The sequence below is a fragment of the Ruegeria sp. YKSD163 genome, assembly GCF_059612905.1.
This window is the reverse complement of record NZ_JBXWRM010000003.1, coordinates 205,490-231,446: the sequence shown is the minus strand read 5'-3', so window position 1 is coordinate 231,446 and position 25,957 is coordinate 205,490. Positions and strand designations below refer to the sequence as shown.

Genomic DNA, 25,957 nt, shown 5'->3' with positions numbered 1-25,957 from the left:
TTCAGATCGACACGGAACTGCGCTAAAAGGCGGTCATGGCCAAGCGGACTGCGAATTCGAGAAAGAAAAAGGCCCGTAAGGCCAAGAGCGAGACAAAGCCCTTGAAATGGGCGCTGCGCTGGGTTGGCCGCGTGTTCCTGGCCGGGTTTGCGCTGCTGATGGCGTTGGTGTTGCTCTTTTCGGTGATCAATCCGCCGATTACCCACACGATCTGGTCCGAGTATCGCCGTCTGGGCAAGGTGGAACGCGACTGGGTGCCGCTAGAGCAGATTGCGCCGGTGATGGCGCGGTCTGTGGTGGCGGCTGAGGACGCCAACTTTTGTCTGCATTGGGGCTTCGACGTCAATGCGATCCGTGCGGCCATTGGCGAAGGGTCGGGTCGTGGCGCCTCGACCCTGTCGCAACAGGTGGTGAAAAACGTGTTTCTGTGGCAGGGGCGCAGTTGGATCCGCAAGGCGCTGGAAACCGCGATCACGCCGCTGGTGGAATTGACCTGGTCCAAGCGCCGCATTGTCGAGGTCTATCTGAACGTGGCCGAGATGGACGCGGGGGTTTTCGGCGTGGCGGCGGCTGCCGAGCGCTATTTCGGCGTAACCCCTGACAAACTGTCGGCACAGCAGGCGGCGCGGATTGCCGCTGTTCTGCCCAACCCGCGCGAGCGTTCAGCATCGGACCCTTCGCCCCGGCTGCGCAAGCGCGCGGCGGCGATCATGGATGGTGCGGCAACCATCGCGGCCGACGGACGGGCGGACTGTTTCGAATAGGGCGCGTTTGCGTCACGCGGTGTCGAGGCGGAACTTCAGAAACCGGTGCCCGGCATGATCGACTTCGCCCATTGAGCGCGCGCCAAGGCGGCGCAGCGCACCCAGATGCCGGCGCGAAGGCGGTAGCAGAAAGGTGACGAAGGGAATGCGCGGATCGGCATGGGCAAAGTCGAGCGCATTGCGCGCGATGGGCAGGCCCAGCCCGAAATGCGCGGGGCAAAGGACTAGGCCGAAATCCCATTCCCCTCCTTCGCGCTGAAAGCCACCCCAGCCCACATATCGGCCCTGATGCAGAAACGCCCAATGGCCCAGCCCGTCCCGGTCCCAACAGTCCTCTTTGGCCTGGACGAAAGAGACGGTCTGTGCGTCGCTCCAATTGTCGGGCATCAACGGCATATGAATGGCCAGACGCGGGTCGCGCATATGGGCGGTGATCAGGTTCGGGTCGACCTGCGTCAGACGGGCAAAGGTGAGGGGTGCGGGCATCGGATGGCCTGTGGCTAGGTTGCGCTATCTGCCGCCGCGCCCTGGTCGGCGTCAATCCGCCCAGCGTCACGAATGCGTGTCTCCCACCCGCCCGAGCGCCGGTGTTTTGTCCGGGGGAACTTGCACTTGCACCGCTGCCGGGGCTATTGCTGACGGGCAAGACCTCATTTGATCCGGATCCCCATGGCGCGCCTGTTTCACGTCCCCCTGTCCCCGTTCTGCCGAAAGGTCCGCCTGTTGCTGGCCGAAAAGAAGATCGAGGTTGAACTGGTCGAGGAGCGCTATTGGGAAGGCGACCCGGATTTTTTGCGCCGCAACCCGGCAGGCAAGGTGCCGGTGATCAAGCTGGACGGCAAGATGCTGGCGGAAAGCGGGGCCATTTGCGAGTATATCGAAGAAACCCGCCCCGAACCGCCGCTGATGCCCAAGGATGTTGACGGACGGTACGAGGTGCGCCGGTTGGTCAGCTGGTTCGACGACAAGTTTCATAACGAGGTGACCGCGAACCTGCTCTATGAAAGGGTCAACAAGAAGGTGACCGGGCAGGGCTATCCCGACAGCCGCAATGTCAAGGCCGGGGCCAAGGCGATCAAGTATCACCTCGACTACATGGCCTGGCTGCTGGATCACCGCCGCTGGCTGGCAGGTGATCAGATGACGCTGGCCGATTTTGCCGCCGCCGCGCATCTGTCGTCGCTCGATTACATCTCGGATGTGGACTGGAACCGCAGCCAGGTGGTCAAGGACTGGTACGCCAAGATAAAGTCGCGGCCCTCGTTCCGGTCGATCCTGGCGGACCAGATCCCCGGTTTCCGTCCACCGCCGCATTATACGGATCTCGATTTCTGACCCGGTTTGGGGGCGCTGCCCCCGTCGCGCCAAGGCGCGACTCCCCCGGAGTATTTTGGACCAGAAAGAAGCATGAGCGGGGAGTTGAAAGACAGGTTGGTCGCGCGGGCCCTGGAAGAAGGGTTCGTGGCCTGTCGCATCTGCCGTCCCTGGGATGTGCCGGACGTGCCGGAGCGGCTGGCCGCCTTTGTCGGGGCGGGGTACCACGGGCAGATGGGCTGGATGGCCGAACGGATGTCATGGCGCGGCGACCCGGCGGCGCTCTGGCCCGAAGCGCGTTCGGTCATCATGCTCGCCGAAAGCTATACTCCTGAGACTGATCCGATGGAGGTGATAGGCCAGACTGACCGCGCCGCGATATCGGTTTATGCGCGGGGTAAGGACTACCACGATCTGGTCAAGAAGCGGCTGAAGCGGCTCGCACGCTGGCTGATCGAAGCGGGCGGTGGCGAGGTCAAGGTGTTCGTCGATACCGCCCCGGTGCCGGAAAAGGCGCTGGGACAGGCGGCGGGGCTGGGCTGGCAGGGCAAGCATACTAACCTGGTCAGTCGTGATTGGGGCAATTGGGCCTTTTTAGGCTCTGTTTTCACCACGCTCGATTTGCCGGTGGATGAGACCGGGCGCGACAATTGCGGCTCCTGCACCGCCTGCCTGACAGCTTGCCCCACGGATGCGTTTCCGGCGCCCTATCTGCTGGATGCACGACGCTGCATTTCCTATCTGACCATCGAGCACAAGGGACCGGTGGACGAAGAGTTGCGCAGCAAGCTGGGCAATCGCATCTATGGCTGCGACGACTGTCTTGCCGCCTGTCCGTGGAACAAGTTCGCCGTGGCCGCCAGCGACCTGCGCTATGCCGGGCGACCCGAACTGGAGGCGCCCGCCCTGGCCGATCTGGCGCGGCTGGACGATACCGGGTTCCGGGCGATGTTCTCGGGATCGCCCATCAAGCGGATCGGACGCGACCGGTTCGTGCGCAACGTGCTTTATGCCATCGGCAATTCCGGTCTGCCGGCTCTGCGCCCAGTTGCGCAGCGTTTGACCAGTGATCCCGACCCGGCGGTGGCGGACGCGGCGCGCTGGGCGGCGGCGCGGCTGGCCTGAGCGCCGCAAACAGGCGGGACATGTCGCTGCAAAGCGGTATTGAGGCACAAGCGAACAGGATGGAGGGGACCCGATGACGCTGTCCTTGGGTGTGGATACGGGCGGAACCTATACCGACGCGGTGCTGATCCGCGACGAACGCGACGTGATCGCGACCGCCAAGGCGCTGACCACGCGGTCGGACCTGGCCATCGGGGTAGGCAACGCCATTCGCGCGGTGCTGGATCAGGCAGGCGTGGCGCCCGGCGATATCGGGCTTGCCTCGCTGTCGACGACACTGGCCACCAATGCGCTGGTCGAGGGGCAGGGTGGACGCGTGGCGCTGATCTATATCGGGTTCGGCGAGGGCGATCTGGACAAGCACGGGCTGCGCGAGGCGCTCAAGGGCGACCCTGCGCTGGTGATCGCGGGCGGTCACAGTCATACCGGGGCCGAGGCGGCGCCGCTCGATCTGGGCGCGTTGCAGTCGTTTCTTGTCTCTAACAAGGGAATTTCGGGCTTTGCGGTGGCCGGCCTTTTTGCCACCCGCAACCCCGAACACGAACTCATGGTGGCCCGCGCGATCACCGAGGCGACCGGGGCGCCGGTGACCTGTTCGCACCAGCTGTCGGCCAAGTTGAACGGGCCGAAACGGGCGGTTACAGCGGTTCTGAACGCCCGCCTGATCGGCATGATCGACCGTTTGATCGGCCGCGCACAGGATACGCTGGTCGAGATCGGCATCGACGCGCCGATGATGGTGGTGCGGGGTGACGGCGCGCTGATGAGCGCCGAACAGGCGCGTGAACGGCCTATCGAGACCATTCTCAGCGGTCCGGCGGCCTCGATCGTGGGCGCGCGCTGGCTGACCGGGGTCAGTGATGCGCTGGTTTCGGACATTGGCGGCACCACCACCGATGTGGCCCTGATCCGCGATGGCCGGCCCAAGATCGACCCGGCTGGTGCCCAGGTCGGCGGATTTCGCACCATGGTCGAGGCGGTGGCGATGCGGACCTATGGACTGGGTGGGGACAGCCAGGTGCATGTGATCACCGAGGGGTTGCAGGGCGGTGTCCACCTTGGTCCGCGCCGGGTTCTGCCCTTGTCGCTGATCGCGGCAGAGGCGGGCGCGGTGGTGCATGCGGCGCTGGATGCGCAATTGCGCGCGGCCTCGACCGGGGAATATGACGCGCGCTTTGCGCGGCGGGTTCTGGGGGTGCCGGCAGACGGGATCGGCCCGCGCGAGACGGTACTGCTTGACCGGTTGGGCACGCGGGTCTTGCCCCTGTCCGAGTTGCTGAGAACACGGATGGAGCAGGGCGCGCTGACCCGGCTGGTTGACCGGGGTATCGTACAGGTCTCGGGTCTGACCCCTTCGGATGCAAGTCACGTACTGGGACGCCTCGACGCGTGGGATGCGGCAGCCGCCTTGAAGGGGATGGAGCTCTTTGCGCGCAAGCGGACTGGCAATGGCGAGCGTCTGGCAAAGGATGCCGAAACACTGGCAACGATGATCATCGACCAGTTGACCGAGCAGACCGCACAGACCTTGTTAGAGACTTCATTTGCCGAAGAGGACGTTGATTTCGGCCTGCCGCCCGAGCAGCTTGCCCGCCATGTTCTGACCCGCCGGGGGCTGTCGGGACATCGCGGCCTCTTGGCGCTGGATGTGGCCTTGAACCTGCCTGTCGTGGGGCTGGGGGCCTCGGCGGCCAGCTACTATCCGGCGGTGGGTGCGCGGTTGCGCTGCGACACGATCCTGCCGGAACATGGCGGCGTGGCCAATGCGATCGGGGCGGTGGTGGGCCGGGTGACCCTGCGCCGGGCGGGCAGCGTGACAGCCCCCGCCGAGGGGCGTTATCGTGTGCATCTGGTCGACGGGCCGCAGGATTTCGGCGATCCCGAGCAGGCAATGTCCTTGTTAGAGACTGTTTTGCGGGACGAAGCAGAACAGGCCGCGCGCGCAGCCGGGGCCGAGGACATCCGCATTCTGGTCAACCGCGATATCCGTCAGGTGCCGATCGAAGGGCGCGAGGTGTTTATCGAGGCCGAGGTGACTGTCGAGGCCAGCGGCCGCCCCCGTATCGCGGCAGAGTGAACCGGGCGCGTAACAGGCGCGCCCGGACAAGATCAGGCTCTATTCAGCCGCATCAGCGCGTTTCGGCAGCACCCAGTCGGCGCGCGCGAAATGGCAGGTATAGCCGTTGGGATGTTTTTCCAGATAGTCCTGGTGGTTCTCTTCGGCCACCCAGAAGTCACCCACCGGCTCGACCTCGGTCACCACCTTGCCCGGCCACAGGCCCGAGGCATCGACATCCGCGATCGTGTCAAGCGCGACCGCCTTTTGCGCGTCGTCTACATAGTAAATGGCCGAGCGATAGCTGGTGCCCAGATCGTTGCCTTGCCGGTTCACCGTGGTCGGGTCATGGATCTGGAAAAAGAACTCCAGCAATTGCCGGTACGAGATGCGCGCCGGATCGAACCAGATCTCGATCCCCTCGGCGTGGGTGCCGTGATTGCGATAGGTGGCGTTGGGCACGTCGCCGCCGGTATAGCCGACGCGGGTCCGGTCAACCCCGGGCATCTTGCGGATCAGATCCTGCATGCCCCAGAAACATCCTCCTGCCAGAACGGCGCGTTCAAGGCTCATGCGATATCCTCCACCTGATCGAGATAGTCAGCGTACCCCTCTGCCGCCATGTCATCACGATGGACAAAGCGGAGCGAGGCCGAGTTGATGCAATAGCGCAGTCCGCCGCGATCGCGCGGACCGTCGGGAAAGACATGGCCCAGATGGCTGTCCCCGTGTTTCGAGCGGACCTCGGTGCGGATCATGCCATGGGTGCGATCCTCGAATTCCAGCACATGGGCGGTTTCGATCGGCTTGGTGAAGCTGGGCCAGCCGCAGCCCGATTCGTATTTGTCCGACGACGCAAAAAGCGGTTCGCCCGAGACGATGTCGACATAGATGCCCGGTTCCTTGTTGTGCAGCAGCTTGCCAGTGCCGGGGCGTTCCGTGCCGCTATGCTGCGTGACATGGAATTCTTCGGGGCTTAGCGCGGCGATCGCCTCGGGAGATTTCGTGTAACGGGTCATGGAGCCTCCGTTCAGGGGTATTCATGCGCAGTATTTGAGATCGGATTGCCGAAAGCAAAGGGTTGTTTCGCAGCCCTCGCGAAGACGTGCATTGATCCGTATCACCTTGCCGTACGTAACCTAAGGGAAAGGAGAGCCAAGATGTACCGCATCGTTTTTCTGATCTTTCTTCTGCTTGTCGGCCGCTCGGTGCAGGCAGGACCTGTATCCGGCGTGTTCCCTTCGATCGACGGCGGCTCGTTGTCGATAGAGGATTGGCGCGGACGACCGGTGCTGGTCGTCAACACCGCGTCGCAATGCGGGTTCACTGGCCAATATGCCGGTTTGCAAAACCTTTGGGAAACCTATCAGGATGCCGGGCTGGTTGTTCTCGCAATCCCGTCGGATGACTTTAATCAGGAATTGGCAACCGCGGCCGAGGTCAAGGAGTTCTGCGCGCTAAACTATGATCTGACGCTGCCGATGACCGACATACTGCATGTGAAGGGGGCACAGGCGCATCCGTTCTACAAAGCGGTCAAGGCCGAAACCGGGTTCGAACCGGCCTGGAACTTCAACAAGGTTCTGGTGGCGCCGGACGGGTCTGTTGCGGCGACCTTCGGGTCGGCTGTCAAACCGGACTCCGCGCGGATGCAGCGCGAGATCGAGGCGTTGCTGAACTAGGGTTTTCGCGCGCTTGCCTGACGCGACAGCTGGACTGCAAGGATACCAGCGGTGGTGATCGCCACGCCGAAGGCGTCGAGCGCGCCCAGCCGCTCGCCCAGCAGGGCGGCGGCGATGGCAACACCAAACACCGGGTTGAGAAAATGGAAGGTGGCCGCCCGGATCGCACCGATCCGGTTGAGCAGCAAGACCCAGACAAAGGTGGCGGTGAGGCCGGGCACCAGCGTTGTATAGGCAAAAGCCAGGGCCAGCGGCAGCGTCGGCGTGACATGCACGGTCTCAAAGATCGGGGTGGCGAGAAACAGGACAGCGGAGCCAACCAGCATCTGCAAGCCGACCACCATCATGAAATTCCCACCCGAGGTCGCCCCGCGCAGGGCGAGCGTGGCGGTGGCCAGCGCCAGCGCGCCCAGACCGCAGAGCAGCACCCCGAACAGATCGACACCCGCGCCGATGCGCGCGCCCATGATCAAAGCCACACCGAGAAAACCAGCCATCAGTCCGACAATCCCCAGCGCCGGAAGCCGCTCGCCGAACAGCAGCCAGCTGGCCAGCGCCACGAGGAGAGGCATGGTCGAAGCGATGATCGCGGCGACCGAGGCCTCGACCGTTTGCATCGCATAGAAGTTGAGGCCCAGATAGAGCGCGTTCTGGCAGATGCCAAAGACGATGGTCGCCTTCCACTGACCACGGGTCAGGTTCCAGCTTTGCCCCATGGCGCGGGCGATGGCCACGCCCAGAAGGCCCGAAATCAGGAAGCGGCAGGCGAGAGAAAACAGTGGCGAGGCATCTGCCACGATGATCCGTGCCGAGGTGAAGGCCGAGGACCACATGAAGGCAAAGGCCAGCCCCATGGCAATGGCGCGCAGATCCACGGTGTTCTCTCCCTCTCGATCAACGCGGCGACAGTTTCGGAAATCACGGTCCGGTGCAAGGGGGCACTCTCTTGTCACCGCGGGAGGCGAGACCTCGCGATACTCAGGGCAAGAGGTAAGAGGGGCGCAAACGCAAGGACCGCCCCGAAGGGCGGCCCGAAAAGCATGTGATCCGGTTGGGATCAGCCGTTCACGCTGTCCTTCAGCGCCTTGGCGATGGTCATCTTGACCACCTTGTCGGCTTCCTTGGTAAAGGTCTCGCCGGTGGCGGGGTTGCGCACCTGGCGCTCGGGGCGCTCGCGGCAATAGATCTTGCCGACGCCCGGCAGGGTCACGGCACCACCGCCCGACACTTCGCGGGTGATCAGCGCGCAGACCGCGTCCAGAGCGGCGCTGGCGGTTTTCTTGTCACTGCCCATATCCTCGGCGAGTGCGGCAACGAGCTGAGTTTTGGTCATAGGCTTTGCCATTTCTTGGTCTCCTTTTTCGTGCCCGATCCATAGGGCCTCATTGCGGCAATCTAACTTTATCTTGTGAGCGAACACAACGAATAGTAGCGTCGAAAATCCCGAAAATAGGGGATTTTCGGCGTTTTTCCGCAGTTAGAGGAAGGCTGTTTCGTCAAATGATCGCAATTTGCGGCTGTGCAGCCGTTCCAGAGGCATGCCACGCAGGGCTTCCATGGCCCTGATCCCGATGCGCAAATGGCGGCTGACCTGCGTGGTATAGAAGGTCGAGGCCATGCCGGGAAGCTTCAATTCGCCATGCAGCGGCTTGTCGCTGACACAGAGAAGCGTGCCATATGGGACCCTGAATCGATAGCCGTTTGCGGCGATGGTCGCGCTTTCCATGTCGAGTGCGATGGCGCGAGATTGGCTGAGGCGTTGCACCGGGCCCGACTGGTCGCGCAGTTCCCAGTTGCGGTTGTCGATGGTGGCGACGGTACCGGTGCGCATGATCCGTTTCAGGTCGTAACCGCTGAGTTCTGTCACCTCGGCCACCGCCTGTTCCAGCGCGATCTGGATCTCGGCCAGCGCCGGGATCGGAACCCAGACCGGCAGGTCGTCGTCCAGCACATGGTCCTCGCGCAGATAGGCATGGGCCAGCACGAAATCACCCAGCGCCTGGGTGTTCCTGAGGCCGGCGCAATGACCCACCATCAGCCAGGCATGCGGGCGCAGCACAGCGATATGGTCGGTCGCGGTCTTGGCGTTGGATGGGCCTACGCCGATGTTGACCAGCGTGATGCCCGACCCGTCGGGGCGCTTGAGATGATATGAGGGCATCTGCGGAAGCTTCGCCGGAACATCGATCGGGGTATCCGGATCGGTGACCTCGACATTGCCGGTGCTGACAAAGCTGGTGTAGCCGCTCGCCGGGTCGCCCAATTGCGCGCGGGCATAGGCCTCGAACTCGGAGACATAGAACTGGTAGTTGGTGAACAGGACGTGGTTCTGGAAATGCTCGGGGTCTGTGGCGGTGTAATGCGCCAGCCGGGCCAGCGAGTAATCTACCCGTTGCGCGGTGAACAGCGACAGAGGGCCCGCGCCGTCCTCGGACACATGGGTGCCGTTGACGATATCGTCATTTGTGGTGGCCAGATCCGGCACGTCGAACACGTCGCGCAGGGTAAAACCGGCGGCGCCTTCGTGTGGGACAACCAGATCGGGGGCATTTGCCACCGCGAAATGCAGCGGGATCGGCGTGGTCGACGCGGCGATCTGCACCGGTTGGCCATGATTCCGGATCAACAGGCCGATCTGCTGGGTCAGGTATGACCGGAACAGGTCTGGACGGGTGATGGTGGTCGCATGGGTGCCCGGTTGCGAAACATGGCCAAAGCTGAGCCGGCTGTCCACCTGCGCGTAAGACGAGGTTGAAAAGCGGATCTCGGGGTAATAGGCGCGAAATCGGGTTCCTGGGTCCAGACCCTGCATTGCGCTGGTGAACCTCTCACAGAGGAAACCGGTCGACTGGCTGTAGAGCTCTTCGAGCCGCACGACAGCTTGGGCTGCATCGGTGAAATAAGCCGGTTCGGGGGTTTCGGGGGTGATCAGCTGCGTCATGCAAGCGGCTCCAGAAGGTTGATCCGCTGAAAGCTGCGCACATCGATCAGGCCAAGATCGGAAATACGCAGTTCGGGGATCACCACCAGCGCCAGCAACGAATGCTGCATATAGGCGTTGTTGAGTTTGCAGCCGCAGGCGGCCATGGTCTCGACCATCTCCTGCGCCTTAGCGGCGACCTCGGCGGCGGGGTTGTCGGACATCAGGCCCGCGATGGGCAGTTCTACCAGCGCCAGCTCCCGGCCCTCGCGCCAGATGGTGATGCCGCCGCCGACCTCGGCCAGCCGGTTGGCGGCCAGCGCCATCTGGTCACGGTCGGTGCCGACCACGATCATGTGGTGGCTGTCATGCGCCACGGTCGAGGCCATGGCCATGCGGCCCTGATAGCCAAAGCCCGAGACAAAGGCGTTGGTGACGCCGCCGGTGGCGCGGTGGCGTTCGACGAGCGCGATCTGGCAGACATCGCCCTCGCCTTCGACCAGCCCCCCGATGATTGGCAGTTCCGCTTTCAGCGCCTTGGTCGGCGCCTGGTTTTCCACCACCCCGATCACATTGGCGCGGACCCGGTTGGCGCCGGTGGGGGCCTTGATCTCGAAATCCGTCGCGCTGAGCGCATGGCCTAGATGAACGGTGTTGCGGGCCGTGTCGGGCCAGTCGTAATGCGGGCAATCGACGGCGATCTTGCCGTTCTCGGCCACCACCTGCCCGCGTGCGATCACCAGTTCGATGGGCAGCGCGTGCAGGTCCGAGGTGAGGATCACATCGGCCCGGCGGCCCGGCGCGGTCGAGCCCAGCTCGCGCTCCAGCCCGAAATGGGTAGCGGTGTTGATCGTCGCCATTTGCAGCGCCACCAGCGGGTCGCAGCCACAGGCGATGGCATGGCGCACGACACGGTTCATATGGCCCTCATGCACCAGCGTGCCCGAATGGCAATCGTCGGTACACAGGATGAAGTTGCGCGGATCGAGCCCTTTTTCCGTCACTGCGGTGATCTGGGTCTCCACGTCATACCAGGCGCTGCCCAGCCGCATCATGCTGCGCATGCCCTGGCGCACCCGGGCGATGGCATCCGCCTCGCAGGTGCCCTCGTGATCGTCGGCCGGGCCACCCGCCACATAGGCGGCAAAGGCGGGTCCCAGATCGGGCGAGGCATAATGCCCGCCCACCGTCTTGCCCGCGCGCTGGGTGGCGGCGATCTCGGCCAGCATCTTGGGGTCGGCATTGGTGACGCCGGGAAAATTCATCATCTCGCCCAGGCCGATGATGCCGGGCCAGGTCATCGCCTCGGCCACATCCTCGGGAGTGATCTCATACCCGGTGGTTTCCAGACCGGGCGCCGAGGGGGCGCAGGAGGGCATCTGGGTAAAGATGTTGACGGGCTGCATCAGCGCCTCGTCATGCATCATCCGTACACCGGCAAGGCCAAGGACATTGGCGATCTCATGCGGGTCGGTGAACATGGTGGTGGTGCCATGCGGGATGACGGCGGCAGCGAATTCCGCCGGGGTCAGCATACCGCTTTCGATATGCATATGCCCGTCGCAGAGGCCGGGGATCATGTAGCGCCCGTTCGCCTCGATGATCCGGGTTTCCGGGCCGGTGCAATGGCTGGCATCGGGGCCGACAAAGGCGATGCGCCCTTCGGCAATGGCGATGGAGTGGCCGGGTAGTGCCTCGCGCGTGTGCACGTTGATCCAGATACCATCGCGGATGATCATGTCCGCTGGTTCACGGCCTGCGGCGACGGCGACCAGGCGGGGGGCCACGTCGGCCCAAGCTGAGAAAGTCTTGTGTTCCATGGCGCAGCTTTTCCGAAACCGCGACCGGGTGCAAGCCCTGCCAAAAGGGTTTCATCAAAGCTTCGTCTTTGCCCGCTTGACAGCGGCAGGCGGTCGGCGTGACCTTGCCGGAATGGATTATGACACGATAGATGCAGATGGGTTCGGGCGGTCGCTCAGGGGGATCGGGCTGAACCTGCTGGTACGGGATGTTCCGGCGGAATGTGCCTTTCTAGAGGCGGTGTTCAGGATGCAATCGCATCAGGTGACGGCGAATTTCGCCATTGTCACCTATGGCGAGCAGGTGTTCCAGCTGCACAGCGACGGTACCTATCACGCCAACCCGCTGCTGGGGCTGTTGCCGGAAAACCCGCCGCGCGGCGCGGGGATCGAAATCAGGCTCTATGACAGCGATCCCGATAGGGCGGTGGAACGGGCCGAGGCATTTGGCGCGACCATCCTGCAAGCGCCGACCGACAAGCCGCATGGCCTGTGCGAGGCCTATATCCTGTGCGGCAATGGCTATGCATGGGTGCCGAGCCGGCCCAAGGACAGTGCCTGACCGCAGCGCGCCGCAGGCGCGCTGCCCGGCCCAACGGGAGGAGGTGTCGCGCCAGCGGCATCGACGACGGGCGGGAGCGCCCCCTTTCCCGGATCACCCGGCCTCGCGGGCGATTTCGGCGCGAATCCAGTTGGCAAAGGCCACCGCACCGGGGGTCTCCTCGGCCTGTGGTGACAAAAGCAGGTAATAGGCCTCGGGCATCAGCACGCTGTGGTCGAAAGGGGCGATCAGGCGGCCTTCGGCCATCAGGCGCGATACGATCACCTTATGCCCCATACACAACCCGTCCCCGGCCATGGCCACGGAAAGCCCGACCATATAGGTGGTAGCATAGGTGATCGGCGGGTTGGGCCAGGGCAGGCCCACGTCCTCGGCCCAGCTCGCCCAATTCGACAGCAGGTTCGAACAGTCGTAGAGCGGCTGTTCATGCAGGTTTTCAAGCGTGACCGGATAGCCCGGAACACAGACCGGGAAATAGCGATCGGTTGTCAGCAGCTCGGTCCGCACCGTATCCGCCGGGCGCAGGGAATAGCGGATCTCCACCGCCGCGCCCTCGGCCATTTCGCGTGGTTCCCACAACTCGGTGAAGATGTTCAGATGCACATCCGGGTGCAGCGCGCGGAACCGGGGCAGGCGCGGCCCCAGCCAGTTGACCGCAAATGTGATGTTGCATTGCACCTGCACCGTATTCTGATGGTCGCCGGTCACCGCGCGGGTGCCCCGGATCAGGGTGCGGAACGCCTCTCGCACCACCGGCAGATAGGTGATCCCGGCCTCGGTCAGTTCCAGCGCCCGGGGTCGGCGGTGAAACAGCGGCTGGCGCAGGTGCGATTCCAGCGCTTTGATCTGCTGGCTGACCGCGCTTTGCGTCATGTTCAGATCGCGCGCGGCGCCGGTAAAGGACAGGTGGCGGGCAGCGGCCTCGAAGGTGCGCAACCAGCCCAGCGGGGGAAGGGGGTTCTGCATCTCATAACCCTGCCATAAGTATTTCTAATGCGAAACGGGAGAATTTTTCGTTGGTCAAACCTGATGTCAAAAGGCAGGTTTTGGGCAACCCGATCGCCAGCCGACACCAGGAGAGAGCCCATGTCCGTCACCAGCCTGCGCCCTAATATCGACCATTGGCCGGACCGCGTCGATCTGGCCGCGTCCTTTCGCTGGATCGAGCGGCTGAACATGCATGAAGGGGTCGCCAATCATTTCAGCCTGGCGGTGAACGACGAGGGCACGCAGTTCCTGATGAACCCCAACCAGATGCATTTTGCGCGCATCCGCGCCTCGGACCTGCTGCTGCTGGATGCCAACGACCCCAGGACGATGGAGATGCCGGGGGCGCCTGATCCCACCGCCTGGGGCCTGCATGGCTCGATCCACCGCCGCTGTCCGCATGCGCGTTGCGTGATGCATGTGCATTCGATCTTTGCCACCGTGCTGGCCAGCCTTGCCGACAGTACCCTGCCGCCGATCGACCAGAACACCGCGACCTTTTACAACCGCTATGTCATCGACGACGAATTCGGCGGGCTGGCGTTCGAGAGCGAGGGCGAGCGCTGTGCCTCGATGCTGAGCGATCCGAAGAAGCGGGTGATGATCATGGGCAACCATGGCGTGCTGGTGATCGGCAGCGACGTCGGTGACACGCTGAACCGGCTTTATTACTTTGAGCGTGCCGCCGAGACCTATATCCGCGCCTTGCAGACGGGCCGCCCGCTTAGGGTGCTCAGCGACGAGATTGCCGAGAAGACTGCGCAGGAGCTTGACGACTATCCGGGCCAGGCCGAGGCGCATCTGCGCGAGGTCAAGGCGGTGCTGGACGGTGAAGGCTCGACCTACGCCAGTTGACACTTTGAAAATCGCAACTTGCCTGCACCGGCCCGACGGCGCCGGAGGATGGCGCTTGTCCAGAGACGAGGAAAGACGATGACCGATTTCAGTCAGGACGCCGAAGCGGCACGCTGGAATTATCGCCCCGAGAACCCCGTGGGGCTGAACCCGCTGTTCACCTGGCCGCCGCGTCCGGCGGCGGTGCTGCGGTGGTATCGGGGGGCGTGGCTTCAGCTCACCTCGCTGACACTCTGTTTGGTGCTGGCCGTTGCGGCCTATGCCTGGTTCCTGCCGCCGCTCGAGACGATGCAGAGCTTTGCGCCCGGTTGGATGTTCCGGGTGTGGCTGTTGAACATGGTGCCACAGATCATGGTGGCGGGCGGTCTGCACTGGTGGCTCTACATGCGCAAGGGCCAGGGCATGTACAAGAAGTTCGACCGCCGTGACCTGACCCGCGACAACGGTACCTTTACCTTTCGCAACCAGGTCTGGGACAATATCTGGTGGACGCTTGGAAGCGCGATGACCGTCTGCACGGTCTATCAATGGCTGATCTACTGGGTCATGGCCAATGGCTGGGTCCCCACCGTTACCTGGGCGCAGGCACCGGTCTGGTTCGTGGTCTGGATGTTCTTCATCCCGATGTGGTCGGGGCTGCATTTCTACTGGGTGCACCGGCTGGAGCATCACCCGAAGCTCTACAAGCATGTGCACGCCGTGCATCACCGCAATGTCAACATCGGCCCGTGGTCCGGGATTTCGAACCACTGGTACGAGAATATCCTCTATTTCACGACCTATTTCATTCATCTGCTGGTGCCCTCACACCCGCTGCATCTGCTGTTTCACATCTACTTCCAGCAGGTCAGCCCGATCCTGTCGCATTCGGGGTTCGAGAAGATCAAGGCGGGCGAGACCGAGGCCGCCAAGACCGGGGATTTCTTTCACCAGCTGCATCACCGATATTTCGAGTGCAATTACGGCACCTCCGAGATCCCCTTTGACAAGTGGTTCGGCACCTTCCACGACGGCAGCGCCGAGGCGACCACGCGCACCCGCGCCTTCAAGAAGCAGATGTATACCTGACCCGGTTGACAGGTTTCACAAGGGCCGCCCGCTTGGGCGGTCTTTCACGTTTTTGAGGGCGCGCGCGCCGGGTCTTTACCTTTGCCCCGCGCCTCTGTTACAGGCGCCCGGTCCGGATCATCCGGGCGCCGGTCGCAGCCTACCCGGCTTATGAAAACAAGGGACCCAAACGTGAAGACACTTGTCATCTGCTCCGGCGGATTGGATTCGGTATCGCTGGCCCACAAGGTGGCCGCCGAGCACGATCTGATCGGCCTTATCTCCTTCGACTACGGTCAGCGCCACCGCAAGGAACTGGACTTTGCCGCCCGTGCCGCCACACGGCTGGGCGTACCGCATGACCTGATCGACATGGGACAGATCGGCGCGCATCTGTCGGGCAGTGCCCTGACCGATGATGTGGACGTGCCCGACGGGCATTATGCCGAGGACACCATGAAGATCACCGTGGTGCCCAACCGCAATGCCATCATGCTGGCCATCGCCTTCGGCATCGCCGCGGCCAAACAGGCCGATGCGGTGGCGACCGCCGTGCATGGCGGCGATCACTTCATCTATCCCGATTGCCGCCCCGGGTTTACCCAGGCGTTCGAGGCGATGCAGGCGCAGGCGCTGGACGGTTATGCCAATGTCCGGCTCTACACGCCCTTTGTACACGAACCGAAATCGGCCATCGTGCGCGAGGGCGCGCGGCACAACACGCCCTTTGCCGACACCTGGTCCTGCTACAAGGGGGGCGACGTGCATTGCGGCCGCTGCGGCACCTGTGTCGAGCGGCGCGAGGCCTTCCATCTGGCGGGCGTCACCGATCCGACCACCTATGCCGACCCCGAATTCTGGCGCGCGGCGGTGGAGGGGCGTTGATGTACCGGATCACCAAGGAGTTCCATTTCTCGGCCTCGCACCAGCTGTGCCATCTGCCCGACGACCATCCCTGTGCCCGGCTGCACGGGCATAACTATATCGTCGAGGTCGAACTGGCCGCCGCCGATCTGGATGCCAACGGCTTTGTCCGCGATTACCGCGAGTTGAAGCCGCTCAAGACATGGATCGACGATGCGCTGGACCATCGTCACCTGAACGAGGTGTTCGGCCATGACATGGTCACGTCCGAGCGACTGGCGAAAGAGGTCTTTGACTTCTGCAAGGCGCGCTGGGCAGAGACCAGCGCCGTACGGGTCAGCGAAACGCCCAAGACCTGGGCCGAGTACCGGCCATGACCACGCTGCGCATCGCCGAAATCTTCGGTCCCACGATACAGGGAGAGGGCGCGGTGATCGGCGCGCCCACCGTGTTCGTGCGGGCGGGCGGCTGCGATTACCGTTGTTCCTGGTGCGACAGCCTGCATGCGGTGGACAGCGCCTATCGCGACACATGGGCCGCGATGAGCACCGAGGAGATCTGGGCCGAGGTCGTGCGTCTGTCGGGCGGTATGCCGCTGACAGTGTCGCTCTCGGGCGGCAATCCCGCGATCCAGGACTTCGGCCCGTTGATCGAGATGGGCAAGGCGCAGGGCTATCGCTTTGCGCTGGAAACCCAAGGATCGGTCGCGCGGGGCTGGTTTCGTCAGCTTTCGCCTCTGATCCTCAGCCCCAAACCGCCCTCGTCCGGCGAAACGGTGGATTGGGACCGGTTCGGCGACTGTATCGCACAGGCGCGCGATGCGGTGACGGTGATCAAGATCGTGGTGTTCGACGAGGCCGATTACCTCTGGGCGCGCGAGGTGGCGGCGCGTTATCCGAACCTGCCGATCTATCTGCAACCGGGCAACCACACGCCGCCGCCGCCCGATGCCGAGGATGCCGCCATCGACATGGACGGTATCATGGCGCGTTACCAATGGCTGATCGGACGGACCCTGTCCGACCGATGGTTCACCCCCACAATCCTGCCGCAGCTGCATGTACTGGTCTGGGGCAACAAGCGCGGCGTTTGAGGCGCCGAAAGGAGCAAGACAATGGCCAACCAGGACATCTATGCAAACCTGACCCAACTGGGTGGCAAGACGGAACTGCCGAACTCGCCCGACGAGGCGGTGCTGGAAAAGGTCCCCAACCCGCAGTCGGGCACCGATTACGCAGTGCGCTTTACCGCGCCCGAGTTCACCTCGCTCTGCCCGCTGACAGCGCAGCCCGATTTCGCCCATATCGTGATCGACTATGTGCCGGGCGACTGGCTGGTGGAAAGCAAGTCGCTGAAGCTTTATCTCGGCTCATTCCGCAATCACGGTGCGTTCCACGAGGATTGCAGCGTCTCCATCGGCAAGCGGTTGGTCGAACTGCTGGCGCCCAAATGGCTGCGGGTCGGGGCCTATTGGTATCCGCGCGGCGGTATCCCGATCGACGTGTTCTATCAGACCGGGCCGGAATTGCCGGGTGTCTGGATCCCCGATCAGGGCGTGCCGACTTATCGCGGGCGGGGCTAGGTTCAGGCACCTAGGATTTCTCGAACAGCGCAATAAACGCCATGTCGTCCTTGTGCGGGCCTGCGGCCAGATCGCCATAGATCCGGACCCGGGGCAGTTTGAGGTTCTCGATCTGCCCCTGCGCCATCCGGCGCAGCGCAAGGTCGAAGCCCTTTTCCTCGAAATGCTTGGCGTTGATCGAGATCGCGAATTGCGCGCCGTGCCGGGCGACGCGCAAGAGCGCGGGAAAGACCTCGGGGCCCAGATGGCCATGGGTGAAGGTGCCTGAGGACACGATGCCGGAATAGCTGTCGCGCGGGGCGGGGATGCCCTGGTTCAGGTCGGTCTCGATCGCGTCGCGATAGATGTCCTTGCGCATGGCGCGGTCCAGCATCTCGGCGCTGATATCGGCGGCGTCGATCGGACCGACGCCAAGCCCGGCCAGAACGGCGCCGCAGAGGCCGGTTCCGGCGCCCACATCCAGAACTGGCCCCTGTCCACCCGCCGCAACAAAGGCACGCGCGGTGTGCACCGGCAGTTGGTAGTCTTCGCGGGCGGCAAAGCTGTCGTCATAATCGCCGGCCCATTCGGCATAGAGCTGCCGGTTGTCCTCGGGCGATTGCAGGCCGTAGGCCGCGTCCAGATCGGGTGTCTTGATGCTCATGCACAATTGAAGGCCCAAGTGCGGATTCGAATCAAGTGCGTCGATCCAGCGCTTGCACATCGCGCGCGGGCGCAGCATCTAGGATTCCATGACTGGAACGCTGCTTTCTTTTGGACATGGCTATACCGCCCGGGTGCTGTCGCGGGCGCTGGCCCCACAGGGCTGGCGCATCATCGGGACCAGCCGCAACCCCGACCAGATGGAGGCGATCCGCGCCTCGGGGGCCGAGCCTTTGCTTTGGCCGGGCGAGGAGATCTCGTTCGACGGCGTCACCCATCTGCTGATCTCGACCGCGCCCGATGCCGCGGGCGATCCGGTGCTGGCGGCGCTGGGCGATCGGATCGCAGCGTGCGCTGCGCAGTTTCGCTGGGTCGGTTACCTGTCAACCACCGCCGTCTATGGCGACCATGGTGGCGCTTGGGTCGACGAGACGACGCCGCTCAGCCCTTTGGCCGCGCGTGGGCGCTGGCGGGTGACGGCGGAACAGCAATGGCAGGCGATTCCGGGTCTGCCGATTCACATCTTTCGGTTGGCCGGTATCTACGGCCCGGGGCGCGGGCCATTCTCGAAACTGGGCAAGGGCGGCATTCGCCGGATCATCAAGCCGGGACAGGTCTTCTCGCGCATCCATGTCGAGGATATCGCCCAGGTCCTGGCCGCCTCGATGGCGCGGCCCAACCCCGGATCGGTCTATAATGTCTGCGACGACGAACCGGTACCGCCACAAGACGTGATCGCCTATGCGGCCGAGTTGCAGGGCTTGCCCCTGCCCCCCGCGGTCGATTTCGACAAGGCCGACCTGACCCCGATGGCGCGCAGTTTCTACAGCGAGAACAAGCGGGTGCGGAACGACCGGATCAAGGACGAACTGGGTGTTCTGTTGAAGTACCCCAACTACCGGGTGGGGCTGGAGGCCTTGCAGGTCGAAGGCGGGGATTGACCGGGAAAGGGCTTGTTAGGGCTGCGTCCGCTATCACGACCGCTCTGGCCCGTCAGCCTCTTCAGGTCCATGCAGCACGATATTGAACCCTTCGTCTGCCGTGGGTTCTGCGAAATACCTGGAAAACAGCTGGAACTGGGCTTCGGTCGCGGCAAAGGGGTGATCCCCCTTTGCATTGCGGGCATGCAGCCGTTCCAGACAGATTTCATCCGGGGTCGCCATGACGTGCAATTGGTGTGACGCATTCGATGCGGCAAGGATGCTGCGCATCCAGGTGCGGTTCTCGGTCGTGTTGGCTGGGAAATCGAGGACAACAGAAACCCCGGCATTCAACAGCGAAACGACATGTGACCCCATGATCGCCCGCAGCTTGGCCGCGCAGCGCATGTAGTTCTTTGGCGACGACATCTCTTCGGAAAACAAGGCGCTCAGCCATTCGTCTTCGGCAATCAGCACCGTTCCTTCGACGCGCCCCAAACGGGCAGCAAGGGTCGATTTCCCGGATCCGATCTTGCCGCAGAGCATATGCAGGGTTGGGGCAGAAGGTGGCATTCGGGTATCCATTCTTTCTAGCTGACGGATTGATCCTCCGGGTCTGACGGCGGGCAGCCAAGGTCGCAGCGGGACTCAGAGAGAGACCGCATTTGATAACCAGATGGTTAAGCCCGCTTCTCCCCGATCTTCGCCACACCCAGCACTTCGAGCACCTTGGCCTCGATCTGGGGGGCGTTCATGCCTGCGATGGCATACATGTCCTCGGGGCTGGATTGGTCGATGAACGTGTCGGGCAGGACCATCGAACGGAACCTGAGCCCGTGGTCGAAGACTCCCTCGTCCGCCAGCAGTTGCGCGACGTGGCTGCCAAAGCCGCCGACGGCGCCTTCTTCGATGGTGATCAGCGCTTCGTGGTCGTGAGCCAGCTGCAGAATCAGATCGCGGTCCAGCGGTTTTGCAAAGCGGGCGTCGGCGATGGTGGGGGTGATCCCGCGGGCGGCCAGCGCCTCGGCGGCCTTTTGCACCTCGGCGAGCCTGGTGCCGAAGGAGAGGAGCGCGACGCGCGCGCCTTTCCGGATCATCCGGCCCTTGCCGATCTCCAGCACCTTGCCCTGTTCGGGCATCTCGACGCCCACGCCCTCGCCGCGCGGATAGCGGAAAGCGATCGGGCCGTCATCATGCGCTGCGGCGGTGGCGACCATGTGCACCAGTTCGGCCTCGTCGGCGGCGGCCATGACCACCATGCCGGGCAGGTTGGCCAGATAGGCGATGTCGAAACTGCCTGCATGGGTGGCGCCGTCGGCGCCGACCAGACCGGCGCGGTCGATGGCGAAACGGACCGGCAGGCGCTGGATGGCCACGTCATGCACGACCTGATCGTAACCGCGTTGCAGGAAGGTCGAATACATCGCGCAGAAGGGTTTCAGCCCGCCCGCCGCGAGGGCGGCAGAGAAGGTGACGCCATGCTGTTCGGCGATGCCCACGTCGAAGCAGCGCGAGGGATAGCGTTCGGCAAAGAGGTTCAGCCCGGTGCCGTCGGGCATGGCGGCGGTGACGGCGACGATCTTGTCGTCGCGGGCTGCCTGATCGACCAGCGCCTTGCCAAAGACCGAAGTATAGGAGGGCGCGTTCGAGGGCGCCGTTTTCTGCTCGCCCGTGACCACGTCGAATTTGGCCGTGGCATGGCCCCGGTCGCGGGCACGTTCGGCGGGGGCGTAACCCTTGCCCTTCTTGGTCAGCACATGCAGCAGGATCGGGCCGGTGGCGCGGGCCTTGATGGTGCGCAGGACCGGCAGGAGCTGGTGCATGTCGTGCCCGTCGATGGGGCCGATATAGGAAAACCCCAGCTCCTCGAACAAGGTGCCGCCGACGGCCATGCCCTTGAGCATTTCCTTGGCGCGCTTGGCGCCCTCGCGGAAGGGTTCGGGCAAGAGCGAGACCGCGCCCTTGGCGGCGGCTTTCAGCTCCTGAAACGGGGCCTCGGCGTAGAGGCGGGAGAGGTAATTCGACAGCGCGCCGACCGGCGGGGCGATCGACATCTCGTTGTCGTTGAGGATGACGATGAGGCGCTTTTTCAGGTGGCCCGCGTTGTTCATCGCCTCGAACGCCATGCCGGCGGACATGGAACCGTCGCCGATCACGGCGATGGCATCGCCCAACCCCTCGGGCGTCACGCCGCCAAGGTCGCGGGCGACGGCAAACCCCAGCGCGGCGCTGATCGAGGTGGAGCTATGGGCGGCGCCGAACGGGTCATAGGGCGACTCGGAGCGCTTGGTGAAGCCCGAAAGCCCATCCTTCATCCGCAGGGTGCGGATGCGGTCGCGGCGTTCGGTCAGGATCTTGTGCGGGTAACACTGGTGGCCGACATCCCAGATCACCTTGTCGCGCGGGGTGTCAAACACCGCATGCAGCGCCACGGTCAGTTCCACCACGCCAAGGCCCGCGCCCAGATGCCCGCCGGTTACCGAGACGGCCGAGACGGTTTCGGCCCTGAGCTCTCCAGCGAGTTGGGTGAGCTGCGCGTCAGAGAACCGTTTCAGGTCCGCCGGACGGGTCACCTGGTCGAGAAGCGGGGTATGCGGGCGGTCAGGCATGGCGTCCTTCGTGGTTCAGTTCTCGCGCGCAATAACGAAGCGGGCGGCTTCCTTCAAGGTTTCGGCGCGAGCGCCATAGGGGGCGAGGGCCGTACACGCCTGGTCGACAAGGTCGCGGGCGCGGGTCTTGGCGGCGTCGAGACCCAAGAGCGAGACAAAGGTGGCCTTGCCTGCGCTGGCGTCCTTTTGCAGCCGTTTGCCCGCCTTTTCGGCATCGCCTTCGACATCCAAGATGTCGTCGGCGATCTGAAAGGCAAGCCCCAGCGCGCGGGCATATTGGCGCAAGGGGGCCGGATCGGCCCCACCCAGCACGGCACCGGCGGCAGCGGACCATTCGATCAGCGCGCCGGTCTTGCCCGCTTGCAGCCGGGTGATCTGGTCAAGTGTCAGCGGTTCTGGCGCGGTTTCGGCGGCGATGTCCAGCGCCTGGCCCAGCACCATGCCGCGCGCGCCCGCCGCCTGCGCCAGCGTCAGTGTCAGGGTGGCGCGGGTCTCGGCGGTTCCGACCTCAGGGCGGGTACACAGCTCAAAGGCCAGCGAATGCAGCGCGTCGCCCGCCAGAACGGCGGTGCCTTCGTCCCATTTCACATGGGCGGTGGGGCGGCCCCGGCGCAGGTCGTCGTCGTCCATGCAGGGCAGGTCGTCATGCACCAGGCTGTAGGCATGCAGCGCCTCGATGGCGGTGGCGGGCCAGATCGCGCGCGCTTCGTCCACGTCATGCAGCCGGGCGCTTTCGAGCACCAGAAAGCCGCGCAGGCGCTTGCCGCCCTCGGTGGTCCAGGCCATGGCGCGGGTGATGTCGAGCGGCTCCAGCGCGCCCAGCACAGTGTCGAAACTGCGCTGGATCAGCGCGGCGTCCTGCGCCAGCCTTTCGCCGAACATGGTCAGAGACCTTCGACCGGCTTGGTGCCCGTTGGCTGGCCATTGCTGTCGAGCGTGATGGCGGCAACCTTTTCTTCGGCGCGCTTGAGCTCGTCCTCGCAGCGTTTTTTCAGCGCCGCGCCGCGTTCGTAAAGCGCGATGGACTGATCCAGCGCCACATCGCCGCGTTCAAGCTGACCGACCACGGTTTCCAGCTCTTTCATCGCCTGTTCAAAGCTCATCTGGTCGACGGGGGTCTCGGTCATGTCGCGGCCTTTATCAATTCCTGTACATGCGCGCGCGTTGCGGCGGCGAGCGCGTTCAGATCATAACCGCCTTCGAGAGTCGAGACGATACGGCCCCGGCACAATCCTTGCGCAAGGGTGCAAAGCTCGGCTGTGAGCCAGGCGAAATCTGCGGTGGACCAGTTCAGGTTGGCCAGCGGGTCGTCCTGATGGGCGTCGAACCCGGCCGAGATGATGATGAGTTCGGGCTTGAAGGCGCGCAGGCGCGGGAAGGCCTGTGCCATGTAGGCCGCGCGCATCTCGGCGCCGCCGGTGCCGGGGGCCAGCGGGATGTTGACGATCTGGCCATGCGCGCCATCCTCGTCCGGGCGGCCCGAGCCGGGCCAGAGCGGCATCTGCTGGCTGGTGATCAGAAGCGCGCGCGCTTCGTCCCACAAAAGATCCTGGGTGCCATTGCCGTGATGCACATCGAAATCCACCACTGCGACGCGGTTCAACCCGTGATGGTCAAGCGCATGTTTCGCGGCCAGCGCGGCATTGCCGAAGAGGCAGAAGCCCATCGCGGTTTCGCGTTCGGCGTGGTGGCCGGGCGGGCGGATGGCGCAAAAGGCGTTCTGCACCTCGCCGCCCAGCACCATGTCGACCGCGCGCACCACCGCGCCTGCGGCGCGGAACGCGGCATCGACCGAGCCGGGCGACAGGAAGGTGTCGCCGTCGATCTGGGTGAACCCCTCCTCGGGGCGGGCATCGCGGATATCGGCGATATAGCCTGCGGGGTGGATGCGCAGCAGGTCGTCTTCGGCAGCCATCGGTGCGGTGACACGGCGCACGTCAAGCGGTTCGAGGGCGTGAAGCACATGTTCCAAGCGGGCCACCCGCTCAGGGTGGCCGGTGGGCGTGACATGGTTCAGGCAGTCGGCATGGGTGATCAGGGCGGTTGTCATGGTGCGCACGCTAGCAACGCGCGCGCGGCTCTGCAAACGCTCTGTTCCCTTGGGTCAGTTGATCGGGGCCAGCAGCTCGGGGGCGGTCACCAGTTGGCGCACACCATGGCTGTGATCTTCGTTGAAGACGTTACCCTTGGCGCCCCAGTGCTGGATCGAGCTGTAGGAAAGTTTCATGCATTCGGGGCGCACGCTCCATGTCACCTGCATGGGCGAACAGACCTCTTGCGTGTAGCTGGGTCCGGTGGTCGAGCCGAGAAAGACCACGGGCTGGCCGGTGCCCGAGGGCAGCGATTTTGGCTGGTGCAATCCGCCCGCCATATGGCCGTCATAGGCAAAGGTGCCGAAGTCGGCGGCGCTGTCGTCGTTGACGATCAGGAATACCTGCGATTCGACCCGCAGAGAGGGGTTGGTGCAGGCATCCGAGAAACAGGAGCCGAGCGTTGGGCCGGGATCGACATCGCAGGTGGTATAGACCCAATGCACCTCGATCGTGTCGCCGGGTTTTACACCGTGGAATGCCTCGTGCCCCTCGGGCGTGGTCAGTTCGGCGGCGGACAGGCTCTCGGTGCCATTGCATTTCCAGCCGCCATGCTCGCCCTCGCCACCGGGCAGAGAGAAACCGGGCCCCTTGTGTTCAGCATTGGTATGCGTGTGGATGTCGCAGAGGTTCATCGAGGCCGTTTCGGGCGCGCGGGGAAAGCTGACGGGGTTGGTGCCGATGGCGCTGGCAATGTCGCGGGGGGTCTGAGGGCCGAAGCCCCGGCACAGGGTCTGGGCGCTGGCGGGCAGGGCCAGTGCTAGAAACGCGACTGAAAGAATGCCGGTGCTATTCATGAGTGGAGCCTCTCTGAAATCAATGAGTTCAGCCTATCATGAAAAGAGCCGCGGATGAGAAAAGTCTGCGCGCCTAGTCCGGCGCGAGCATGTAGCCCGCGCCGCGCACCGTTTGCAGGTAGCGCGGCTGTTTCGGGTTGGGCTCGATCTTGCGGCGCAGGCGAGTGATCTGCACGTCGACCGCGCGTTCCTGGGCCTGACCCCGGTCGCGGCCCAGATCCTCGACCAGCTTGGTGCGGGTGATCGCCTCGCCCGGACGAGCGGCAAAGATCTTCATCAACTGGTTCTCGGTAGCGGTCAGGCGGACCAGCTGGTCACCCTGCCACATCTCGCCGCGTTCTATGTCATATCGGATCGGCCCCAGTTGCAGGAACTTGGGTGCCGCGTCCTGGGCGCTGGTATCGGGCACGCGGCGCAGGATCGCATTGATCCGGAGCAGAAGCTCGCGCGGTTCGAAGGGTTTTGCCAGATAGTCGTCGGCGCCCGCCTCCAGCCCGGCGATCCGGTGCTCGGTCTCGCCACGGGCGGTCAGCAGCAGGATCGGCGTGCTCAGGGTCTGACGCAGGGCACGGGTCAGGCTGACACCATCCTCGCCCGGCATCATCACATCCATGACGATCAGGTCGAAATCCAGCCCTGACAGGATGCGCCGCGCATGTTCGGCATCGCGTGCGGCGGTGACAAGGAACCCGTTGCGCATCAGGAACTTCTTGAGCAAGTCACGAATACGTTCGTCGTCATCGACGATCAGCAGGTGGGCGTCAAAGGCGCTCATGAGCCGCTGTCCCGCAGCTTGACATAGGCCCGTTGCATCTCGCGATCCATCATCGCCTCCAATACCTGGCGGAACCCGGCGACCGCCTCGGGTCCGGCCTCCTTGTATGCGGCGCGCATCCGGGCGCGCTGCGCATCCGACAGTTTCGCCTCCAGTGCCGCGCCCGCCTCGGTCAGGAACAGGTGCCGCTCGCGCTTGTCCTGGGTGCCGACCCGGCTTTCGACCAGGCCGTCGGCGATGAGGGTGCGCAGAACGCGGTTCAGCGACTGTTTGGTGACCCCCAGAATGGCCAGCAGGTTGTTCACCGTGGTGCCCGGTGCCCGGTTGATGAAGTGGATCGCCCGGTGATGGGCGCGGCCATAGGCCATCTCGGCTAGGATCCGGTCGGGGTCTGCGGTAAAGCCGCGATAGGCGAAAAACATCGCCTCGATCCCCTGCCGCAGCTGCTCGTCGGTCAGAAACAGCAGGCTTTCACCGCCAAAGACCGGTGATGGTCGCGCGTCGGACATGTGGTGCACCTTTGTCGTTCCTCGTCACTTTATGTCAGTCTTGTTGACATTCCAATAC

General features: G+C 64.0%; 30 protein-coding genes. 13 read left to right on the top strand and 17 right to left on the bottom strand.

The window, feature by feature from the left end; all coding sequences use genetic code 11:
• The first annotated feature begins 35 nt into the window (after positions 1-35).
• Positions 36-764: a monofunctional biosynthetic peptidoglycan transglycosylase gene (gene mtgA / locus AC2FNA_RS06505; protein WP_496825218.1), complete on the top strand. Its 729-nt coding sequence runs from the start codon at positions 36-38 to the stop codon at positions 762-764.
• A 12-nt stretch (positions 765-776) separates the two neighbouring features.
• Here the strand turns inward: mtgA and AC2FNA_RS06500 are convergent, their stop codons facing one another.
• The gene (locus AC2FNA_RS06500) at positions 777-1,250 is read right to left on the bottom strand and encodes a GNAT family N-acetyltransferase (RefSeq protein ID WP_496825217.1); all 474 of its coding nucleotides are present in this window, start codon (positions 1,248-1,250) and stop codon (positions 777-779) included.
• A 183-nt stretch (positions 1,251-1,433) separates the two neighbouring features.
• Between AC2FNA_RS06500 and fzlA the strand changes: the two genes are divergently transcribed.
• From fzlA to AC2FNA_RS06485, 3 genes are all read left to right on the top strand, one after another.
• Positions 1,434-2,099 (top strand): FtsZ-binding protein FzlA, encoded by a 666-nt coding sequence (gene fzlA, locus AC2FNA_RS06495; RefSeq protein ID WP_496825216.1) that lies wholly within the window; start codon positions 1,434-1,436, stop codon positions 2,097-2,099.
• A gap of 72 nt (positions 2,100-2,171) precedes the next feature.
• Positions 2,172-3,203: a tRNA epoxyqueuosine(34) reductase QueG gene (gene queG / locus AC2FNA_RS06490; protein ID WP_496825215.1), complete on the top strand. Its 1,032-nt coding sequence runs from the start codon at positions 2,172-2,174 to the stop codon at positions 3,201-3,203.
• 73 nt (positions 3,204-3,276) lie between these two features.
• Complete coding sequence (locus tag AC2FNA_RS06485; protein WP_496825214.1) at positions 3,277-5,280, top strand: hydantoinase/oxoprolinase N-terminal domain-containing protein; 2,004 nt, start codon at positions 3,277-3,279, stop codon at positions 5,278-5,280.
• A 39-nt stretch (positions 5,281-5,319) separates the two neighbouring features.
• Here AC2FNA_RS06485 and msrA read toward each other — a convergent pair whose 3' ends face one another.
• Together msrA and msrB are read right to left on the bottom strand one after the other, a co-directional pair.
• On the bottom strand, positions 5,320-5,832 hold the full coding sequence (gene msrA / locus AC2FNA_RS06480) for a peptide-methionine (S)-S-oxide reductase MsrA (RefSeq protein ID WP_496825213.1): 513 nt from the start codon (positions 5,830-5,832) through the stop codon (positions 5,320-5,322).
• Complete coding sequence (gene msrB / locus AC2FNA_RS06475) at positions 5,829-6,278, bottom strand: peptide-methionine (R)-S-oxide reductase MsrB (protein WP_496825212.1); 450 nt, start codon at positions 6,276-6,278, stop codon at positions 5,829-5,831. The genes msrA and msrB overlap by 4 nt, the downstream gene beginning before the upstream one ends.
• A gap of 141 nt (positions 6,279-6,419) precedes the next feature.
• Here msrB and AC2FNA_RS06470 point away from each other — a divergent pair, with 141 nt between their 5' ends.
• Positions 6,420-6,941, top strand: a complete 522-nt coding sequence (locus AC2FNA_RS06470; RefSeq protein WP_496825211.1) for a glutathione peroxidase — start codon at positions 6,420-6,422, stop codon at positions 6,939-6,941.
• Here the strand turns inward: AC2FNA_RS06470 and AC2FNA_RS06465 are convergent.
• From AC2FNA_RS06465 to ade, 4 genes are all read right to left on the bottom strand, one after another.
• Entirely contained in the window at positions 6,938-7,816 is an 879-nt protein-coding gene (locus AC2FNA_RS06465; protein ID WP_496825210.1) for a DMT family transporter, read from the bottom strand. The genes AC2FNA_RS06470 and AC2FNA_RS06465 overlap by 4 nt on opposite strands.
• A gap of 182 nt (positions 7,817-7,998) precedes the next feature.
• The gene (locus AC2FNA_RS06460) at positions 7,999-8,286 is read right to left on the bottom strand and encodes an HU family DNA-binding protein (protein ID WP_234144607.1); all 288 of its coding nucleotides are present in this window, start codon (positions 8,284-8,286) and stop codon (positions 7,999-8,001) included.
• A gap of 132 nt (positions 8,287-8,418) precedes the next feature.
• Positions 8,419-9,882, bottom strand: a complete 1,464-nt coding sequence (locus AC2FNA_RS06455; RefSeq protein WP_496825209.1) for an AMP nucleosidase — start codon at positions 9,880-9,882, stop codon at positions 8,419-8,421.
• Positions 9,879-11,681 carry an adenine deaminase gene (gene ade, locus AC2FNA_RS06450; RefSeq protein WP_496825208.1) on the bottom strand — a complete coding sequence of 601 codons (1,803 nt, stop codon included), beginning with the start codon at positions 11,679-11,681 and terminating at the stop codon, positions 9,879-9,881. Before ade ends, AC2FNA_RS06455 begins: the two co-directional genes overlap by 4 nt.
• Before the next feature lie 112 nt (positions 11,682-11,793).
• Between ade and AC2FNA_RS06445 the strand changes: the two genes are divergently transcribed.
• Entirely contained in the window at positions 11,794-12,222 is a 429-nt protein-coding gene (locus tag AC2FNA_RS06445; RefSeq protein ID WP_496825272.1) for a VOC family protein, read from the top strand.
• Positions 12,223-12,315: 93 nt separating this feature from the next.
• On the opposite strand, the gene AC2FNA_RS06440 is transcribed toward AC2FNA_RS06445, so the two are convergent.
• Positions 12,316-13,188 carry a LysR family transcriptional regulator gene (locus tag AC2FNA_RS06440; RefSeq protein WP_496825207.1) on the bottom strand — a complete coding sequence of 291 codons (873 nt, stop codon included), beginning with the start codon at positions 13,186-13,188 and terminating at the stop codon, positions 12,316-12,318.
• 120 nt (positions 13,189-13,308) lie between these two features.
• Between AC2FNA_RS06440 and AC2FNA_RS06435 the strand changes: the two genes are divergently transcribed.
• The 6 genes from AC2FNA_RS06435 to queF all read left to right on the top strand — a co-directional run bounded on the left by AC2FNA_RS06435 (position 13,309) and on the right by queF (position 17,557).
• A complete protein-coding gene (locus AC2FNA_RS06435) occupies positions 13,309-14,064 on the top strand; it encodes a class II aldolase and adducin N-terminal domain-containing protein (RefSeq protein ID WP_496825206.1) in 756 nt (251 codons plus the stop codon).
• Positions 14,065-14,142: 78 nt separating this feature from the next.
• On the top strand, positions 14,143-15,132 hold the full coding sequence (locus tag AC2FNA_RS06430) for a sterol desaturase family protein (protein WP_496825205.1): 990 nt from the start codon (positions 14,143-14,145) through the stop codon (positions 15,130-15,132).
• Positions 15,133-15,303: 171 nt separating this feature from the next.
• Positions 15,304-15,996 carry a 7-cyano-7-deazaguanine synthase QueC gene (queC, locus tag AC2FNA_RS06425; protein ID WP_496825204.1) on the top strand — a complete coding sequence of 231 codons (693 nt, stop codon included), beginning with the start codon at positions 15,304-15,306 and terminating at the stop codon, positions 15,994-15,996.
• Complete coding sequence (gene queD / locus AC2FNA_RS06420; RefSeq protein ID WP_496825203.1) at positions 15,996-16,352, top strand: 6-carboxytetrahydropterin synthase QueD; 357 nt, start codon at positions 15,996-15,998, stop codon at positions 16,350-16,352. The genes queC and queD overlap by 1 nt, the downstream gene beginning before the upstream one ends.
• The gene (gene queE, locus AC2FNA_RS06415; protein WP_496825202.1) at positions 16,349-17,068 is read left to right on the top strand and encodes a 7-carboxy-7-deazaguanine synthase QueE; all 720 of its coding nucleotides are present in this window, start codon (positions 16,349-16,351) and stop codon (positions 17,066-17,068) included. The genes queD and queE overlap by 4 nt, the downstream gene beginning before the upstream one ends.
• Before the next feature lie 21 nt (positions 17,069-17,089).
• Positions 17,090-17,557 (top strand): preQ(1) synthase, encoded by a 468-nt coding sequence (gene queF, locus AC2FNA_RS06410; protein WP_496825201.1) that lies wholly within the window; start codon positions 17,090-17,092, stop codon positions 17,555-17,557.
• 10 nt (positions 17,558-17,567) lie between these two features.
• Here the strand turns inward: queF and AC2FNA_RS06405 are convergent, their stop codons facing one another.
• Positions 17,568-18,200 (bottom strand): class I SAM-dependent DNA methyltransferase, encoded by a 633-nt coding sequence (locus AC2FNA_RS06405; RefSeq protein WP_496825200.1) that lies wholly within the window; start codon positions 18,198-18,200, stop codon positions 17,568-17,570.
• 88 nt (positions 18,201-18,288) lie between these two features.
• Here AC2FNA_RS06405 and AC2FNA_RS06400 point away from each other — a divergent pair, with 88 nt between their 5' ends.
• On the top strand, positions 18,289-19,140 hold the full coding sequence (locus tag AC2FNA_RS06400; RefSeq protein ID WP_496825199.1) for an SDR family oxidoreductase: 852 nt from the start codon (positions 18,289-18,291) through the stop codon (positions 19,138-19,140).
• A gap of 33 nt (positions 19,141-19,173) precedes the next feature.
• Here the strand turns inward: AC2FNA_RS06400 and AC2FNA_RS06395 are convergent, their stop codons facing one another.
• The 8 genes from AC2FNA_RS06395 to AC2FNA_RS06360 form a co-directional block, all read right to left on the bottom strand.
• Entirely contained in the window at positions 19,174-19,692 is a 519-nt protein-coding gene (locus AC2FNA_RS06395) for a P-loop nucleotide/nucleoside kinase family protein (RefSeq protein WP_496825198.1), read from the bottom strand.
• Positions 19,693-19,799: 107 nt separating this feature from the next.
• The gene (gene dxs, locus AC2FNA_RS06390; protein WP_496825197.1) at positions 19,800-21,728 is read right to left on the bottom strand and encodes a 1-deoxy-D-xylulose-5-phosphate synthase; all 1,929 of its coding nucleotides are present in this window, start codon (positions 21,726-21,728) and stop codon (positions 19,800-19,802) included.
• Positions 21,729-21,743: 15 nt separating this feature from the next.
• Positions 21,744-22,610 carry a polyprenyl synthetase family protein gene (locus tag AC2FNA_RS06385; RefSeq protein WP_496825196.1) on the bottom strand — a complete coding sequence of 289 codons (867 nt, stop codon included), beginning with the start codon at positions 22,608-22,610 and terminating at the stop codon, positions 21,744-21,746.
• Between the two features lie 2 nt (positions 22,611-22,612).
• Positions 22,613-22,855 (bottom strand): exodeoxyribonuclease VII small subunit, encoded by a 243-nt coding sequence (locus AC2FNA_RS06380; RefSeq protein ID WP_044027791.1) that lies wholly within the window; start codon positions 22,853-22,855, stop codon positions 22,613-22,615.
• Positions 22,852-23,778 carry a histone deacetylase family protein gene (locus AC2FNA_RS06375; protein ID WP_496825195.1) on the bottom strand — a complete coding sequence of 309 codons (927 nt, stop codon included), beginning with the start codon at positions 23,776-23,778 and terminating at the stop codon, positions 22,852-22,854. Before AC2FNA_RS06375 ends, AC2FNA_RS06380 begins: the two co-directional genes overlap by 4 nt.
• 54 nt (positions 23,779-23,832) lie before the next feature.
• Entirely contained in the window at positions 23,833-24,615 is a 783-nt protein-coding gene (locus AC2FNA_RS06370; RefSeq protein WP_496825194.1) for a delta-class carbonic anhydrase, read from the bottom strand.
• Between the two features lie 73 nt (positions 24,616-24,688).
• Positions 24,689-25,390: a response regulator gene (locus tag AC2FNA_RS06365; protein ID WP_496825193.1), complete on the bottom strand. Its 702-nt coding sequence runs from the start codon at positions 25,388-25,390 to the stop codon at positions 24,689-24,691.
• Entirely contained in the window at positions 25,387-25,899 is a 513-nt protein-coding gene (locus AC2FNA_RS06360; protein ID WP_234170773.1) for a MarR family winged helix-turn-helix transcriptional regulator, read from the bottom strand. Before AC2FNA_RS06360 ends, AC2FNA_RS06365 begins: the two co-directional genes overlap by 4 nt.
• Between the last annotated feature and the right edge of the window lie 58 nt (positions 25,900-25,957).